The following is a 17,038-nucleotide window of genomic DNA, read 5'->3' on the forward strand; positions in this document are numbered from 1 at the left end:
CCTGGCGCTCCCCGGAGTGCGCCCGCCCCTGAACGGGATCAGCTGAGGGTTTGACCGTCCCGGGCCGAGGCCAGCCGCTAGCCGTCGATGTGCACGGTGACGTAGAGGTCCCCTGGCGCCCCGCCGTTCCTCCCGGGCCTGCCCATGCCGCGCAAGCGCAGCTGCTGGCCTGCTTGCACGCCGGCGGGGATCCGGATCTGCTGGAGCCTGCTCTCCTTGGCCTGCCCGGTCCCTTCACAGGGGCCACACCCGGCAGAGCCCTCGCCGCCGGCTCTGGAGGCGCAGGCCGGGCAAGGTTTGCGGGTCGTCATGCGCATCGGGATGACGGCCCCGTGAGTGGCTTCGGCCCGGCTGAGTGTGACCTCGCTGGCAACGTTCTGGCCCTGAGTGGGCGGGTTGTAGCCGAAGTGCTCCCCGTAGATGTCGGCGAGCAGGTCTGCGACCTCTCCGGCGCTCGCAGGGCGGTCGGCCGGGCTCTTGGCAAGGAGCTGGGCGACGAGCGTCTCCAGTTCCGGCGGGGCATCGGGGCGCAGGCTTCTCAGCGGGTGCGGCTGTTCGTTCAGGTGCTGGTTGATGAGGTGCCAGGACGTGCCACCGAAAGGCCGGCGCCCGGTGAGCATCTCGTAGAGCACGCACCCGAGGGAGTACAGGTCAGAGCGGTAGTCGAAGGTGCTGCCGAAACACTCGGGGGCCATGTAGGCCGGGGTGCCGATCAGGACACCGGTTGTGGTGATGTCGTGCTGAGCGTCGCTGCCCTTGGAGATGCCGAAGTCCACCACCTTCGTGCTTCCGTCAGGCAGGACCATGATGTTGGACGGCTTGATGTCGCGGTGGGTCAGCCCCGCATCATGGGCGGCGTCCAGGGCCTCGGCGACACAGCCCGCGATGTACAGGAGCTGGGGCAGGGGCAGTCTGCCGGTCTCGAGGCTGGAGCTGAGCGACTTCCCCGGGAGCAGCTCCATCACCAGATAGGCAAGTAACCGTCCGTCGTTCATCGCGGAGCCGAAGTCGTGGACGGTGACGATGTTCGGGTGCGAGAGGCTGCCAGCGACCGCGGCCTCGCGGGCGAACCGGGCCACCTGGCGGCGGTCTTCGGGGCCGCTGTCACCCGTGAGCACCTTGACCGCGACCTGCCGGTCGACCTTCGGGTCGTGAGCCTTCCAGACCTGCCCGAACCCGCCCACACCGATCGGCTCGATCAGCCGGTAGCGCCCGTCCAGCACGGTCCCTGCCCGCACGACTCCCCCTTCGGTCTACCGCCACGCACGGCACGGCCCGTACCAGGCGTGTACGCCACGCTACGCCGGAGGAACCCGCCAGGGCAGAGGAATGTGATCATCCGTCACGCGCACCCGGGAGCGCCGCTTGACGCGCCTGCGGCAGCCGGGTGCGGTGAAGCGGGCTGCGGCAGGATCACCGCTGCTCCCGACTGCCGGGCACGCTCTGCGCGGGCCCGCAGTACGGCGGCCGCTTCCGTGGCGGCAAACTCGCGGCGGCGCCGAAGGACCGCGGCGTCGATCGGAGCCGGCCGGTCGTCGGCGCGCTCTTCCGTGTCGGGAAAGGCCCGGCTGCTGAGTTCCCTCATCGCCCGCGCCTGCCGCTCCACCGCTGCGCGATCGCCGGGTCGACGCGGCTGACGGGCGCGACGGCCTGGTGCGCGGCGAGGGCCCGGTGAAAGCCCGGCGACGCCATCTCGCGAGTCTTCACCGGCACGGCGACGGCGTCCGTCGATGCGGCCGTCGCCGGGGCCGGGGCCTGCGGGGCGGCACGGGGCGCGGGCACCACGCCGACGGGCAGGACCCGCACCGTGCGCACCGCGTCCGCGCCGACCGCGCTGTTCTAAGCGACTCCGGGAAACCGTCACTCGGCTGAAGAAGACCATCGCCGACCAGAACGTCGAGATCCAGGACCTCCGCCAGCGGATCACGCGGCTCACCCTTGCCGCAGCCGTGCTCACACACGACCACGACCAACCGGGACCTGCCCTGAAGGACATCAGCAACATCCTCCACCTGCGCCCGCCGACCTGAAACCCAAGCTGCCTGGCTGCGCATGTGGAAACCAGGAACGGGTTTCGCAGTGATCTGAGAACACGTCTTGGTCTCCTCGTGCCACGTGGCCTTGGGTTCAGGATGAACGTCAGTCGAGACGAGCGTCGAGCTCAGGTCGATGCGGTGCGTGCGCGAATGCGGTGCGCGGTCCGCAGCCCCTGTTTGGCGGCGGTTGCCACGAGGCCGCCGAGGGTGGTTTTGGCGAGGTCGTGGGCGGCGAGGTGTTCCAGTGCCGGCAGGGCCCGGTCGTCGGCGGTTGAGCCGAGAGCGCGGCAGGCCAGTGCCCGCAGGTCCGGGTCGGGATCGGCGGTGAGGGTGATCAGGTCGTCCACCACCGACGGGCCAAAAGCGGCGATCGCCGAGGCGAGATGACTGGCCTTCGGGTTCCGGCGTTCCATCATGGCCTGCCAGAGCGCAGCACGTGCCCGGTCGCCGCCGATCTGGCCGAGCGCCATGGCGGCCCTGCTGCGGACCCAACTGGTCCCGTCGTTCAGCAGGGCTGTCAGGGCGGGCACGGCGGCGCGTTCCCCAAAGAGGCCGAGCGCCTCGCAGGCACCCTCGCGGACCATCGGATCTGGATGCTCCAGCAGGGCGGTGATCAGCGGAACGGCCCGGCGGAAGCCGAGTTCGGCACAGGCGAGCGCCGACCACCGCACCCCGCGGTGCCCGGTGTCGGCGAGCGCGCGCAGTAGGCCCGGTTCGAGGCTCGCGTGGCCGAACAGGGCGATCCGGTTGAGTGCCTTGGTCCAGACGGTGACGTCCTGCGTCCGGTGGTCGGAGGCGATCTCGGAGAGGGCTGCCAGGGCCTGCGGATGGGCGAGCTCGGCCCACTCCAGCAGGGCGTCGATCGCCCGCAGCTGGATCGTGTGGTTCCCGCTCAATTCGGCCGCGTGGACGGTGACGAGGGATGCCGGCCCGTCCGGCAGGTGGCCCAGGGCGTCCCCGAGCGGGCCGGCGAGCGCTGGTTCGAGCTCGCCCAGTTGCAGGGCCAGTGGGCCGATTCGGGTGCCGACGTCCGCGTCGTAGTGGCCGGCGCCCCGCAGGTTCGCGGCCAGCTTGGCGACCGTACGAAACAGTAGATCTGCCCGGTCCGATGGGGAACCAGAGAGGGCGCCGAGTCGGCCGGATATCGCCGCGGTGACGGCGGTCGGCGGTCGGCCGGTGGCCTCCAGTACTGCCTCCGCCCAGGCGAGTGGCTCGTCCTGTCGCTCGTAGAGCTGGCGCCCCCACAGGCGGAGGACGGCGTCACGGTGGTCGGTCATTCCAGGATCGTTCCAGCAGGGAACACCGACAGCCAACGGATTTTCCCGTGTATCCCTGCACACAGCAACTTGACAGGGAACGCCACGAACTGCGAGCAAAGGGTGCGCGCCAACCTGATCGCCACCGCCCGCCGCCACGGCGTGCCCACGGTCGCTCTCGTTGTCCCCACCCCGGCCTCCGTGTGCGTCGCACGCCAGGAAGCCCGGTCCGTAAACCGGCGCGTGCCCGAGCGCGTCGTCCTTGCGCAGCACGCCGCCATGGTCGCCGCCTGGCCCGGCCTGCCCGGCGAGGGCTTCGACCACGTCGTCGTCGCGGACAACCTCTACCGCCTGGAGGCGATGCTCAAGCCGCTCAGCGACGCCCGGCGCGCGGACCTCGGCTGGGACGGCAGCGAGGGCCTGGGCGACCGGCTCCTGGTGCGCCGCTACTTCGGCCCCGAGCTCCTGCCGCTGTGGCGCTGGCGCGACGGCTCGCAGCTCGCCGGCGGCGACCGCGTCGCGGAGATCCGCCCCGGAGCGGACCGCATCGTCCTCGCCCAGCGGACCGACGTCGACGGGGCGGGCGACATCGGCTTTGACGTCCTGGTGGGCTGCCCCGCCGACGAGGAATGTGAAGGCCAGGCGTGGGTGCCGGTCTACAACGTGACCGACCTCCTGCGCGCCCTGACCGGCGAGCTGATGAACGACCCGGACGTGCGCTGCACCGTCCACGGCCCGCACGAGAACGACGACCAGGCCGACGACCCCGAGGGCCGCGCCGGCCTGGAAGCGCAGTACGCGGAAGCGGTCTGGGGATGAGCCGCGCCGCCGACGGCCCGCACCCGCACCCGCTCACCCCGGCCGACCTCCCGGCCGGCGACGAGTGGCTGTACAGCTGCGACGAGTGCCAGCTGCCCATCCAGGGCGGCGCCGCCGGCCTCGCCGCGCACCGCCGCACCGTCCACAACCCCCGCCGCGACTACGGTGACCACCGCATCCCCATCACGGTCCACCTCGACCTCGGCTTCTGACCCGAAGGAGACCCGTCCATGTCCGTGACCGCGAAGTCGTACTACGCCGCCCACACCCAGGCCCTGCGCGACCACGGCGCGATGAACGCCGCCCGCCTCTGGCCGCGCCAGGCCCTGCAGTACACCACCGTCAACGGAGCCCAGTTCCTGCCGTTCCCCTCCCGGATGCCCGCCCGGTCCGTGGCCCCGGCCGTCCGCTCGGCCCTCAAGAAGCACACGGTCCACGAGTACGACATCACCGCCCGCGACGGCTCCCCGCTGCTCATCGTCTACATCCGCCACGCCCCTGGCACCTGGTCCGGCGGCGAGGACGTCATGCCCTCCGTGAAGCCGCCGCGAGGCTGGCCCGCATCAACGAAGGTCTGGGTGGGGGAGTGGACATGGAGGCGGAGACGGCCCAGCTGCTGAGCACGCTGCTGCCGAAGCCGGTCATCCGGCGCTGACGCCACGTTGACTGGGCATCGCCATACAGGCAAGGCCCGAATTCCCCCCGCTGCGGGTGGGGGGAATCCGGCCTCGATACTCCGCTGCGCGTTCTGCTCCGCACACGTCGAAGCGGCCGCCGGATGCGAGAGCGTGCGCAAGCACAACCCCTGCGTGGGGCGTCGGCGCCCGAGTGGGGTGGTTCATGTCACAGCAGAATTGACCGAGCCGTTTGAATCGGTCGGGCACGCCGAGCCTGGGCCGGAGGCCAAGTTCATCAGGAGGAGCCCATGAGCACCTGCCGAACCGGGGCCGAGGACGTTCGAAGGGCACGGGCCAACTCGCCGCACGGTGAAGCCCAACGGGGTGCAGGGCGCTGCCAGTAGTCCTCAGCCCCCCATGTTGCACACGGGGCGAACTGCTTCAATCAGGACTTCGCTGCTCCGTTCGATCCTGGTGCCCGCAGGCCTGACTGACAGCCGCCCACAAGGGCGCGGGGCGCACCGTATATGCACGCTCTGACAGAGACGCTAACCAGCCAATGGTGAGTGTTTGCGCCAACCCGGCAGTGCTGCTTCCATGTCGCCATCTCACCGCCCTGACCTGCTGCTTCTGCCAGCAGAGGACGCGGTGTGCGCGGGTACTGGGTGACGACAAAGGGACTTGAAGTGCGGGACATTTACGAGCGGCTGCTTGCCGCGGCGAGTCTGCGTTCGACCGACGGGGCAATCCGCGTCAGCGCGGAGTACGAGCCGATCGGCGGCGCCGGGGACACGCTGTTCCCGCCCACCGTGAAAATCAAGGAAACCGATGGCGCCGGCTACCTCGTCGAACCCCGCTACGTGGACGGCGAGAAGGCCGAGGTGGTCTGGCTAGACCAGCCGCAGTCGCAGGCCAACCGCTGCGAGCAGGCACTCATGGACGCCATCCGCGACGGATCCGCGTACCTTCCCCATCTGCTGCTGATCACCGAGTCGGCGGGCGTCCCCGTGCGAACGACGAACCTGCAAGCGCCCCACCGGTCCAGGGACGCCTACTTCCGCGACGCCGAAGATGCCACTGGTGCCGCCTTCGACAAGACCGAGGCGGGCCGTGCCCTGCGCCAGGCAAGCTCCGAGGACTGGAGCGCCTACCTGCGCCTGGTACCGAGCGACCTCGCGTACGGGGTGTGGGACTCGCACCGCAAGCGGCGGATCCAGGTGAAGATTCCGCGCGCGTACAAGTCGGCGATGATCGGCATTGCCCCGCTGATCGGGGTTCGCGGGGCCGGCCGCGTTGACCCGCTGAACCTGGCCGGCGACACGGTACAGGTGTCCGAAGCGGGCTGGACGCCCGTCGAGGGGACCAAGGCGCCCAAGGGCGCCAAGACGGCACGGATGTCCGAGCTCGGGCACGGCATGATCCCGCCCTCGGAGGGACTGGGTGGCGTCTCGGTGCGCTCTGTCCAGCGCGAGGCGAGTCTTGCGATGGCCCAGCTGGCCTCGCTGCGGTTCGGGGAAGCCGGTGAGCAGTTCACGACGGCGGCGCGCGCCCTGGTGGCAGCAATCGCTCTGCTGGGCGACCGGCTGGCTTTCGCTTCCCCGGCCCTGCGCCTGCGCTCAGGCTGTGACCTGGTGCTCGTTTCCGAGCGGGTGCAGTGGGTCCAGCGTGGCCGGGACGGGCGCCCCCAGGAGGAGCCGCTGGCGGTGAACACCGTGCAGGAGGCGCTAGCCCTGTTCGAGATCGCGTCCGAGCGGGCGCGCGCGGCGGGCCTGGAGTGGTCCGCCGAGCCGGTGGCGCTGAAACCGAACGCGAGCCTGCAGCAGGCCATCGACAAGTCGTTCCTGTCCGACGGCGTCGGCGAGGCAGAGGGCGAGTGACGGCATGCCATTCCGTATAACCGTTCATCTGCTGGACCCCGTCTACCAGGCCTCGACGCTGGACCGTGGCGCGGCCGAATGGCCGCCCCACCCCTACCGGGTGTTCTGCGGCCTGGTGTCGGTGGCCGATCCGAAGGACCCGGTTCAGGACGCCGCCCTCCAGTGGCTGGAACAGCAGCCCGCCCCGACCGTGCGGGTGCCCGAGCACACGGCCGAGGCGGCGTCGCCGCGCGGCGCGTGGGTGCCGACCAACGGGATCGAGAAGACCAAGCCCAGCCACGGGGTGCTGCCAGGCCGGACGGCTGGCGGAAAGCCGAAGGTCTGGCCCGAGCGCACCCTGGCCGAGCCGACTGTGGAGTTCGAGTGGCCCACCGAACCACCGGCAGGCGTCCACACGGTCCTGGAGATGCTGGCGAGGTCTGTTCCCTACATCGGCCGGGCCACCGGCCACGCCTTCGTGCACGCCGCGATCCAGCCCGCTGACGAGAACACCCCCGACGAGGGTCCGTGGCAGGTCTGGGAGCCGGCCGACGACAGCGACGCACACCGAGCGGACGCACAGTCCCTGCGCATCCCGTACCCGGGGCTGCTGGCACAGCTGCGGTGGGCTCACGAAGAGGGCCAGAGCGCCTACCAGCAGGCCCGCCCGCACCCCTACATTCTGCGCGGCACGGTGGCCGAGGATGAGGAACCCACCGTGGTGGAGGGACCGTACTCGGATCTCCTGTCCTTCGCCTTCCCGTCCGGCTTCTCGCTGGACCCGGCCCACACCTTGAAGGTCACCGGCGCACTGCGAAGCACGGTCAGCACCCTGCTGGACGAGGCCGGTCACGACGTGGACGCCATGGTCGCGGTCCACGGCCACAAGGCACCGGGCGACGAGCGACGGCTGTGCGCGTTCGTGGCCTACCCGTTCGTCGGACACCGCCACGCGGACGGCCGGCTGCGCGGCGTGGGCGTTGCCCTGCCCTCCGACCTGGAACCGGCTCACCGCCGCGCCCTGCTGGCCATCCTGCTGCGCGCCGGTGGCGGCCTGGCCGAACTGAACGTCCCGGCCGTATCCAGGCCGATCCCCCTGACCTACATCAGCGCGGGCGCCACACCGACCGACGCCATTCGCACCGTACGGCCGCAGCGCTGGACACGACCCGCCCGCGAGTGGACCACGGCGCTGCCGATGGTGCTGGATTTCTTCCCCAAGCGCCACGGCCGTGAGATCGAGGCCTCGGTGGCTGCCAGCTGTCGCCTCGCTGGTCTTCCCGAGCCCGTTGCCGTGGAAGTCCTGCACTCGGGCGCGTACGCGGCCGGCGCCCCGACGCTTCCGGCGCGCGCCCTGCGCCGCAAGGCCGACGAGCGCCCGCTGCCCGCCCGGCACGTCCGCCTGCGATTCGCCCAACCCGTGACCGGCCCGGTGCTGCTCGGCAGCAAGAAGAACTACGGCTTGGGCCTGTGCCTGCCCACCCATCCGGAGGAGAAGCCCGCATGAGCCTCACCCCGGCACACACACTTCGGCTGGAGGAGTTCCCCGACTTCGTCCAGGAAGTCCGAGGCCACCGTCCCTTCCCCTGGCAGACCGCCTACCTCCACGAGGTCGCCGACCGTGGCACTTGGCCGGACCTGGACATCCCCACCGGCCTCGGCAAAACCAGCATCATCGACATCTGGGCCTTCCTCCTCGCCTGGCAGCACACTTCCGGCACCCGCCGGACGGTGCCACTGCGGCTGTTCTTCGTCGTCGACCGGCGCCTGGTCGTCGACCAGGCCCACGACAGTGCCCGCACCCTTCAACACGCCCTCGACACGATCCGTCCCGATACCGTGACCGGTCGTGTCGCCCGCGCGCTGCGCGAGATCGCGGGTTCCGGTTCGGCGCTGGAGAGTGTGCGGATGCGCGGCGGCGTCGACTGGGCCTCGCGCTGGCTGCGCTCTCCGGCCCAGCCGGCCGTCATCACCTCCACCGTCGACCAATACGGCAGCCGCCTGCTTTTCCGCGGCTACCACACCAGCCCCCGCATGCGGCCCATCGACGCCGCCCTGTGCGGAATAGACGCGCTCCTCGCCGTGGACGAGGCCCACATCGCCCTGCCGCTGCTCGTCACGGCCACCGACTGCGCTGCCTACCAGGCCACCGCCACCCAACCCGAATTCGCCGACCGGGCCGTCAAGGTCGTCAGCCTCTCCGCAACCGCCTCGACCGGCCCCGACCGGCCACGCCACTCCATTACCGGCGCCGACCGAACCCACCCCGTGGCCGGCAGGCGCCTGACCGCCCGGCGGCGCCTGACACTGCTGGACGCCTCTGCCGACGCCAAGGACACCGCTGAAGCCTTCGCACACGCCGCAGAATCTGCCGTCGACACACTGCTGCCGATCGTGGAACGCCCGGTGATCGGCGTGGTCGCCAACACGATCCGAGCCGCCCGCGCCACCTACCGCCTGCTGTCCCATCGCGACGACGTGGACGTGGTGCTGCTGACCGGCCGCTCCCGCACCCTGGACCGCGAACGACTGCTCGCCAGCACGCTCGTCACCGAACTTCTCACCGGCGTAAACGCGGAGCGCGTCAGGCCGCTCGTCGTGGTCGCCACCCAGACCGTCGAGGTCGGCATAGACATCTCCTTCGCCGGCCTCATCACGGAGAACGCGGCCCTCGCCGCGCTCATCCAACGCCTGGGCCGCCTCGACCGCACCGGCGACCTCCACCTCGCCCCCGCCCTCGTGATCCGCGCCAGCACCCAGAGCGACCAGTCCTCCATCCCCGTCTACGGAGAGGCCGCCGAACACGTCTGGAACTGGCTCACCGACCAGACTCCCGTCTTGCCCGCGACCGACCTCGATAGGACCGCCCTCGCCCAGGCACTGCCGGACGGCCTGCTGGTCAACCCGCTGACCCTGACCGGCCTGCTCGCTGACGTCGACACCACCCTCGTGAACGTGGCGCCGCCACGAATACCGGTGGTGCATCGCACGCTCCTCGACTCCTGGACCCGAACCAGCCCCACCCCTGTTCCCGACCAGAACCCAGCCCCGTTCCTGCACGGCCTGGACACCACCCCCGAAGACGTTCAGGTCCTGTGGCGAGCCGACCTTCAAGAGGTCGACGGCCGGCCGGACTTCGACCGGTGGATGGTCCGCATGCGGCAGATCCCCCCTCACCCGGCCGAAACCGTCGCCATCCCCGCAACGCAGCTCCGCCGCTTCCTCACCCGCACCCCGGGACCGGACGACACCAGCGACCTCGAATCCACCCCCCTGACCCATGAACCCGCCCCCGGACCGAAGAAGCAGGAGCAGCCGCGCATGTCGCCGGTGCTGTCCTTCGACGAGGTCCAAGGGGAGTGGGTGCCGGTGACCGAAGCGAAGGGCATCCGGCCGGGCAGCACCGTGGTCCTGCCCAGCCGCTACGGCGGCCACGATGCCTACGGCTGGGCCGGCACCCGCGACCTGCCCACCTGTGACCTCGGTGACTTCCCGCCCGCCGCCACCGCCCCCACCCGCATCCACGCGCCCCTGCTCACCCTCCTCGCCGGCGGCGACGAGCACCTCACCGAGGCCCTCACCAAGACCATCACCCGAGCTGTCGGGCTCCTGCATGCGGGAGAACAGGAGGAGGCCGTCATCGTGCACAACCTCCTCGACACGCTCCTGGGGCACCTGAACCGGCACACGGGGGACGGCGCGTACGCCGACCTGGCCCGTGACCGCCTGAGCCACCTTCGGACGGTTGGGCAGTGGACCGCGGAACCCACCGGCCGTACCGAACGCCGAGGACGCGTCGTCCTGGACCCCGACGAACCCGCCCGCCTCCTCCTCATCCCCCCGCACCTGCCCGTAGGACAGCGAGAACAAGGCGCGGGAGTCGACGACGAGAGCGCCGACGCCAGCTCCCTGACCAGGCCCGTCCCCCTCAGCCAGCACAGCCTGGCCGTCGCAAACCGCACCGCAGCCTTCGCCACCGCCCTTGACCTGCCCACCGACCTCATCGACACCCTCCGCACCGCCGGCCACGCCCACGACTGCGGAAAGGCCCACAGCAGATTCCAGTGCATGCTGTGCGCTGGCGACCGACTTCTCGCCGAATCCCTCGACGAACCCCGAGCGAAATCCGGCATGGACCCCGCCGACCACGCCGCACGCCGACGAGCCGCCAGACTCGCCCAGTGGGCTCCCGAGATGCGTCACGAAGCACTCAGCGCCCTCGCCGTCACCGCCTGGCTCGATACCCAGCCCGACCATGCACGCGGAACCGACGATGAACTCCTCATCCACCTTGTCGCCGCCCACCACGGCCACGCCCGTCCGCTCCTGCCCCCCGTCACCGACCCCTCACCACAAGCCGTGACCTGCACCATGCCCGACAACCAGCAGATGACCGTCAACAGCGCCAACATGGGCACCGACTGGAGCGGCCCCGACCGCTTCCACGCGCTCAACCGCGGCTACGGCCCCTGGGGCCTGGCCCTCCTCGAAGCCGTCCTCCGCCTCGCCGACATGGCCTGTTCCGAAGAAGGCACCTGACCATGCCGATGCCCCCGCACCAGCTGGAACTCCCCGCCCTCTACGGAAGCTCACCCCTCGGCTTCCTCGCCGCACTCGGCACCCTCCACCTCACCACCCACCTCCTCGACCAAGCCCCCCGCCTCTCCTGGAGCGGACCCGACGCCTCCGCAGTCCTCCACACCCACCACCCCCTCACCCACCAGACCCTCGCCGACCTCCTCGCCACCCAACTCCCCACCCAGCCCCACAAAGACCCCCTCGCCATCGCCCCCGGCATCCTCGACCAGCCCCGCCACCCTGCACCCGGCTCGCCCAACGACCCACTCCAGATGCCCATCGACGACGCCCTTACTCGACTCCGCGACCACGCACAGGCCGAACGCGACCGCGACGACAACCGCGCCCACTGGTTCACCTCACTGATCAACACCCTCAGCCTCACCCCGGGCAAGAACGACAAGGCCGCACTCACGAAGAACAAGGGCGTGGCCCGCGGAACCCTCTACACCCGGACCACCCCGTACTTCGGCCGCAGCGGCCAGATGACCCTGCCCAACAACTGGACCAAGGCCGCCCAGCACTGCCTAAAGGACCCCACCCACCTCCACGCAGCCCTCACCCGATGGCACCGCGTCGACGACTACGCCGGCGCCAACCTCGACCACCTCTCCACCGGGGACGCCCACATGGTCAGCCACGGCAAAGCCACCCAACAAGGCGTTCCTGGCGCCACCTGGCTCGCACTCCACGGCTTCACCGCCTTCCGCCTGACCGGAAACACGAACCGGCCCCAAGCCACCAGCTGGGACACCACCAACCACGCCTTCACCTGGCCCATCTGGCACCAACCCCACACCACCAACACCCTCACCACCCTCCTCGAACACCCCGACATCAGAACCCAGACCCCCAAACCCACCCGACTCCACAACCTCGGCGTCACTGCCCTCTACACCGCACCACGCACCCGCCTCCCGTACGGCGACGGCCCCCTCGAACCAGGTCGCCGCATCGACGTAGCGGTACGGGGAATCCGGAGTCCCCGACCCGCCACGACACACCGGAATACACCCAGCCAAAGAGGCGGATAAGGAGACAATGTCCAATGCTGAGGAATTGAGCTTCGGGCCACCTTTCGGAACCAACACAACCAGACCAAAACATCTCTGCGGTTATGCACCGCAGCACCACTGTGGCGTGCGGCCTCATAGCACCGAGGAGCTTTGGCCATCCGTCGCTGCGGGTACCGCCCGCAGCACCACTACGGTGCGTCGTCCCAGATCACACGGCCACGATGCTGGCCCGAGTCTCTGCAGGTCCGTCCCTGCAGCACCACTGCGGCTTGAACTTGTGCGCCTCCTCAACGAACAGATAGTCCCGCCGCTGTGGGCGGTCCCCGCAGCACCACTTCGGCGTGCCGTGCCCGATCGTGGGGGCGATTCCTCCGACCATCACTGCGGGTTTCGTCCTGCAGCCCCACTGCGGCATTTCATGGCCGGCGGTTTTGAAGCCAATGCCGTCTGTCTCTGCGGATCCGTCCGGCAGCACCCCTACTGGCACGCCCCCAGGGCGGGGGGATGGCGATTTCTGCAGGCTCACCTCGCAGCATCACTGCGGCATGATGTCGGCAGGGGGCATCGTTTCGACCTCGCCGACTGTTCCTGCAGGTCCGCCCGCAGCACCACCACGGCATCGCCGAACGGGGGGATTGGCCGTTGCTGGGCGCCACCTCTGCGGGTCCACCCCGCAGCACCACTACTGGCCGTCCGCACCGGTTTGCGCGAGGCTCCCAGTGGGCCAATTCTGCGGGCCCGTCCGCAGCACCACTACGGCGTCATGCAGGCGGTGAACGGGCCGTCTCCGGCACGCCGACTCTGCGGGGTCTTTTGGCCTGTCCATCTTGGCGAGGCGTCCGCCTCTGCGGACTGGTACCCGCAGCTTCACCGCGGCAACTTGAGGCAGTCCTCGGTCGTCAGGCCGACGCTCCCGTCTCTGCGGGTTTGTCCTGCAGCACCACTACGGCATCGTCATCGTGGAGATCGGCAGGACCGCCATCGACGATTCTGTCGGCACAGCCCACAGCACCACTGCGGCGAGCGGATCGAAGGGCGCATCCTACAGACCTTCAGCTCACCTTCCTGCGGGTACGGTCCGCAGCAGCACTACGGCCTTACGCTGGTCACGAGAAACGTGTCTTTGTCGCGCTGCCGTCTGTACGGGTCTGCCCTGCAGCACCACTACGGCACGCCGACCTCGACCATCCGGCCGTCCTTGAGACGCCCATCTCTGCGGGTCTATCCCGAAGCACCACTATGGCCGCTCCCTCGGATGCCTGGGTCTGACGCACACTCGGGCCCTCTCTGCGGGCACCCCCCCGCAGCGCTACTTCGGCTCGATCAGACGGACGACCATGCTTTCCAGGACGTTGGGTCATCTTCTGCGGGTTTGCCCTGCAGCACCACCACGGAACTATCTTTCGGTGGGTGCCGACCCGAGCCGCACCGACCATTTCTGCGCGCCACTCCGCAACACCACACGGCATCTCGCACTGGTCCATCGGGCGGGCAGCGAGGCGCCACCTCTGCGGATCCGTTGCGCAGCACCACTTCGGCGAGTGTTGATGCCGGCCGGGGTGTCACCCCCATCCCACCCAATCTGCGGGGCGCCCCTAGCAGCACCACTGCGGCAGCGCATAGGCGATCAACCCGCGTATCAGGGCCAGGGCCGTTTCTGCGGGCGTATCCCGCAGCACCACTGGGGTGCCGAACCTAAAGCATCCATCGTTGACATGGTTCAGGCCGTGCCTGCGGGTACAGCCCGCAGCACCACTGCGGCGATCACTGGTACTCCGAATCTGTCGGCACCGTCGTCCATCTCTGCGGCCTGTCCCCGCAGCACCACTGCGGCGACGAGCCGATCGCCGACACGTTCAACCCACCTGTGGGTCGGCCCGCCCGGCCCACAGCACCACCTCGGCCACATTTTCACCGGTGAACCGACCGGCCAGGGCAGCTCTGTCTCTGCGGGTTCCGCCTCGCAGCACTACTACGGCGTCTTCCCGGACTTCTACCACGCAGTGAATCTCGCCCCATCTCTGCGGGTACAACCCGCAGCACCACTACGGCACCCTTCGCGGACGCACCCACCAGCACCTGAAAAGGCCTATCTCTGCGACCACGTGACGCAGCACCACTAGGGCATCCGCACCCGTGCAACCGCCTACGCCATCATGCGCGCCAGCCTCTGCGCGTTTGCCGCGCACACCACCGCGGCTCGTACACATGTGCGCTGGACGCCGGCTATTCGCCCATGCCCTGCGGGCACCACTATGGCTTGTGCGCTTCGAGCGAATGTGCGATTTTGGCGACTGTCTTCCTTCGCGGGTTCGCTCAGCCGAAAGATCAGCACATCGTCAATGGCTCATGGCGGAAGGGTGCGCTGGCGCCGGCCGACGGGGTATGGCCATACAGGCAAGGCCCGGATTCCCCCCGCTGCGGGCTGGGGGAATCCGGGCCTTGGTCGCTGGTCAGACCGTCGGGGTGCGCCCGTTTGCCGCGTGCGGCAGGAAGGCGGCGAATGCGGACTCGGTGAAGGCCAGTGCCGGGCCCGTCGGCCTCTTCGAGTCGCGGACGGCGATGAAGCCGTGGGTGGGCCGGGTGTCTGCGACCTCGACGCACTGTTCGCCGCCGTCGCTGAACGACGACTTGCGCCACTGAGCTTCGGGTAGGTCGGTGGCGGACAGCCTGTTCATGTCGGTCATGACTTCTCCATGATGGTTTTGATCTTCTCCCGCGAGTCGTCGACGGGGAGTGCTGCGGCCACGATCCGCTCGAAGGCGGCCTCGTAGACCTTCACGTCGTCGGTCCCCTCGGCGAAGGTCCCGCCGCGGATCGTCTCCACGCTGATCACGGTGGGCCAGGGGTGAGGGAACCGGACGATGTGGAACGGGCCCACCATGCCGGGGTGGGGGTTGGCGAGTATCGGCATCAGCTGGATGGTGATGTTTGGCTGCTCGGCCATATCGAGCAGGTGGCGTAGCTGCTCGCGCATCAGTGAAGGGTGTGTCGCGGAGCGGTAGTGCAGGGTCGCCTCGTGGATGACGGCCCACAGGTGGAGGGGTCCGCCCGGGCGGCTGGTGTCGGTGAGGATGGCCTGGCGCTTCTTGCGCATCTCGACCAGGGCGGAGACCTCTTCGGTGGTCCGGGTGATGGCGGAGCCGGTGATGATCTCGCGGGCGTACTGGGGGATCTGGAGCAGGCCGGGGATCAGGCCGGGCAGGTAGATCCGGGTCGACTCGGCGTCTTCCTCCAGGCCGATGTAGTCCTTGTAGTTGGTCTCGGGCAGGTCGCCGTAGTTGCTCCACCAGCCGACCTTGTTGGCGTCGCGGGCCAGTTCCTCCATGGCGGTGACCACCGTCTCGTCGGTGACCCCGTACGCCTCCAGGAGCGGCTTGACGTCCTTGATCGGCAGGTGTGCCTTGGCGTTCTCGATCCGGTTGATCTTGCTGCCGTCCCATCCGATCGCCTGGGCGGCGCTGTCGGACGTGTTGAAGCCGGCGTTCTTCCTGAAGGTTCGCAGCGCGCTGCCGAGACGGCGTCTGCGCACGGTCTGCACAAGCGGCGGTGTGGGCACGGGAAGTTGAGCCTCTCTGCGGGCTGGCGGGGTGATTCGGGGGTGGATCTTCCCCTTCCGGGGCGCGGCGTCCTTATCCCGGGTCAGTCTGCCCGGCCCGGGGATCGGAAGTCGATCGAACATCCCTCCAATCGTTGGGAGTTTGGTTGCAATGGTTGCAGGCATCGCGTCATCGGGTGCATTCTTCCAACGTGACGCCGTGACCAAGTGTCAGCAGATGATCACGCTGAGGTGGTAAGTCGCGGCCCCAGAACGGCCGGGTTCGAGCATGGCCCGGCCCGCCGGCCTCGTGTCCCCGCCCCCGTCGGGGACACGAGGCCACGCACCCGACACCCGCTCCCGAACACGCCGAGGCCACCCATGAGCCAGAGCACCACGCACACGCCCCGCACTTCCCGTACGGCCCCCACTTCCCGTACGGCCCCCACCGCGTACGGCCCCGATGCCCCGGTCCGCGTTGCGGCCCTCGCCATACAGAGCCTCATCGCTGGCAAGGCCGCCCGGTGACCGGCACGCTGGCCGAAGACGTGAGAGCAGCACCCACCGGACCCCAGCGCTACAGCGACGGCTACTCGCCCCGCGACACCGCCCCGGCCCGCGCTCGACGAGACGTCACCCTCTGCCTGCGCACCTGGGGCCTCGATGCCCTGGTCGACGACGCACGGCTGATCGTTTCCGAGCTCGTCGCGAACGCGGTCCAGCACACCCGCACCCGCCGGATCGGCGTCTCCGTCACCCGGCACCCCGACCACGTGCGGATCGTCGTCACCGACACCAGCCGCACCCTCCCCGCCCCTATGACCCACACCCCCGAAGACGAGGTTGAGTCCGGCCGCGGGCTCCAGCTCGTCGACCAGCTCACCACCCGATGGGGCAGCAAGCGGTTCCGGACCGGCAAGCAGGTCTGGGCCGAACTCAGCACCAGCAAGACGGCGTCGTGAGCGCCGGCGACTGGGGCGAGTTACACGGCCCCACCCACCTGAACCCACCCCGGAAGCGCCGGCACGCCCGGCCGGACGGAAACGTGGTCGCAGGACTGCTGCTGACGACAGGCAACGTGCTCGGCCTGGCCGTCCTCGCACTCTCCTGCGCCCACCAGGCCGACGGCGCCACCCCCCGCCCCTCGATCACCGTTCCGGACCAGTCCGCCGAAGCACAGCCGGCCCGAGGGCTGGCCATCGACACGGCGGACCCCGGCACCTTCCGACCGGCAGCCCGCACCCCAGAGACACGGGCCTGCCGCTGCGGATCCCGTACCCGCACCACCCTGTGAACTCCGGTGGCAGCGCGGCGCCCCTGGG

General features: G+C 69.7%; 14 protein-coding genes. 9 read left to right on the forward strand and 5 right to left on the reverse strand.

What is annotated here, in order from left to right; translation table 11 throughout:
* Positions 1–77: 77 nt before the first annotated feature.
* The 3 genes from ACZ501_RS27740 to ACZ501_RS27750 form a co-directional block, all read right to left on the reverse strand.
* Positions 78–1,238, reverse strand: a complete 1,161-nt coding sequence (locus ACZ501_RS27740; RefSeq protein ID WP_468799069.1) for a serine/threonine-protein kinase — start codon at positions 1,236–1,238, stop codon at positions 78–80.
* Positions 1,239–1,581: 343 nt separating this feature from the next.
* Positions 1,582–1,806 (reverse strand): hypothetical protein, encoded by a 225-nt coding sequence (locus ACZ501_RS27745; RefSeq protein WP_468799071.1) that lies wholly within the window; start codon positions 1,804–1,806, stop codon positions 1,582–1,584.
* 355 nt (positions 1,807–2,161) lie between these two features.
* Positions 2,162–3,313: a HEAT repeat domain-containing protein gene (locus ACZ501_RS27750; RefSeq protein ID WP_468799073.1), complete on the reverse strand. Its 1,152-nt coding sequence runs from the start codon at positions 3,311–3,313 to the stop codon at positions 2,162–2,164.
* 69 nt (positions 3,314–3,382) lie between these two features.
* Here ACZ501_RS27750 and ACZ501_RS27755 point away from each other — a divergent pair, with 69 nt between their 5' ends.
* The 7 genes from ACZ501_RS27755 to ACZ501_RS27785 all read left to right on the forward strand — a co-directional run bounded on the left by ACZ501_RS27755 (position 3,383) and on the right by ACZ501_RS27785 (position 12,196).
* Complete coding sequence (locus tag ACZ501_RS27755; RefSeq protein WP_468799075.1) at positions 3,383–4,111, forward strand: AAA family ATPase; 729 nt, start codon at positions 3,383–3,385, stop codon at positions 4,109–4,111.
* Positions 4,108–4,323 (forward strand): hypothetical protein, encoded by a 216-nt coding sequence (locus tag ACZ501_RS27760; protein WP_468799077.1) that lies wholly within the window; start codon positions 4,108–4,110, stop codon positions 4,321–4,323. The genes ACZ501_RS27755 and ACZ501_RS27760 overlap by 4 nt, the downstream gene beginning before the upstream one ends.
* 18 nt (positions 4,324–4,341) lie before the next feature.
* A complete protein-coding gene (locus ACZ501_RS27765; protein WP_468799079.1) occupies positions 4,342–4,731 on the forward strand; it encodes a hypothetical protein in 390 nt (129 codons plus the stop codon).
* A 683-nt stretch (positions 4,732–5,414) separates the two neighbouring features.
* A complete protein-coding gene (gene cas7g, locus ACZ501_RS27770; RefSeq protein WP_468799081.1) occupies positions 5,415–6,605 on the forward strand; it encodes a type I-G CRISPR-associated RAMP protein Csb1/Cas7g in 1,191 nt (396 codons plus the stop codon).
* Positions 6,606–6,609: 4 nt separating this feature from the next.
* On the forward strand, positions 6,610–8,091 hold the full coding sequence (csb2, locus tag ACZ501_RS27775; RefSeq protein WP_468799083.1) for a type I-G CRISPR-associated protein Csb2: 1,482 nt from the start codon (positions 6,610–6,612) through the stop codon (positions 8,089–8,091).
* Entirely contained in the window at positions 8,088–11,123 is a 3,036-nt protein-coding gene (cas3g, locus tag ACZ501_RS27780) for a type I-G CRISPR-associated helicase/endonuclease Cas3g (protein ID WP_468799085.1), read from the forward strand. Before csb2 ends, cas3g begins: the two co-directional genes overlap by 4 nt.
* A gap of 2 nt (positions 11,124–11,125) precedes the next feature.
* Complete coding sequence (locus ACZ501_RS27785) at positions 11,126–12,196, forward strand: type I-G CRISPR-associated protein, Cas3-extension family (protein ID WP_468799087.1); 1,071 nt, start codon at positions 11,126–11,128, stop codon at positions 12,194–12,196.
* A 2,435-nt stretch (positions 12,197–14,631) separates the two neighbouring features.
* On the opposite strand, the gene ACZ501_RS27790 is transcribed toward ACZ501_RS27785, so the two are convergent.
* The gene (locus tag ACZ501_RS27790) at positions 14,632–14,865 is read right to left on the reverse strand and encodes a DUF397 domain-containing protein (protein WP_468799089.1); all 234 of its coding nucleotides are present in this window, start codon (positions 14,863–14,865) and stop codon (positions 14,632–14,634) included.
* Positions 14,862–15,710, reverse strand: a complete 849-nt coding sequence (locus ACZ501_RS27795; protein ID WP_468799091.1) for a helix-turn-helix domain-containing protein — start codon at positions 15,708–15,710, stop codon at positions 14,862–14,864. Before ACZ501_RS27795 ends, ACZ501_RS27790 begins: the two co-directional genes overlap by 4 nt.
* Positions 15,711–16,264: 554 nt before the next feature.
* Here ACZ501_RS27795 and ACZ501_RS27800 point away from each other — a divergent pair.
* Both ACZ501_RS27800 and ACZ501_RS27805 read left to right on the forward strand, forming a co-directional pair.
* Positions 16,265–16,678 (forward strand): ATP-binding protein, encoded by a 414-nt coding sequence (locus ACZ501_RS27800; RefSeq protein ID WP_468799093.1) that lies wholly within the window; start codon positions 16,265–16,267, stop codon positions 16,676–16,678.
* A gap of 83 nt (positions 16,679–16,761) precedes the next feature.
* Complete coding sequence (locus ACZ501_RS27805; protein WP_468799095.1) at positions 16,762–17,010, forward strand: hypothetical protein; 249 nt, start codon at positions 16,762–16,764, stop codon at positions 17,008–17,010.
* Positions 17,011–17,038 lie beyond the last annotated feature (28 nt).

It is taken from the genome of Streptomyces sp. NPDC034085, assembly GCF_055575555.1.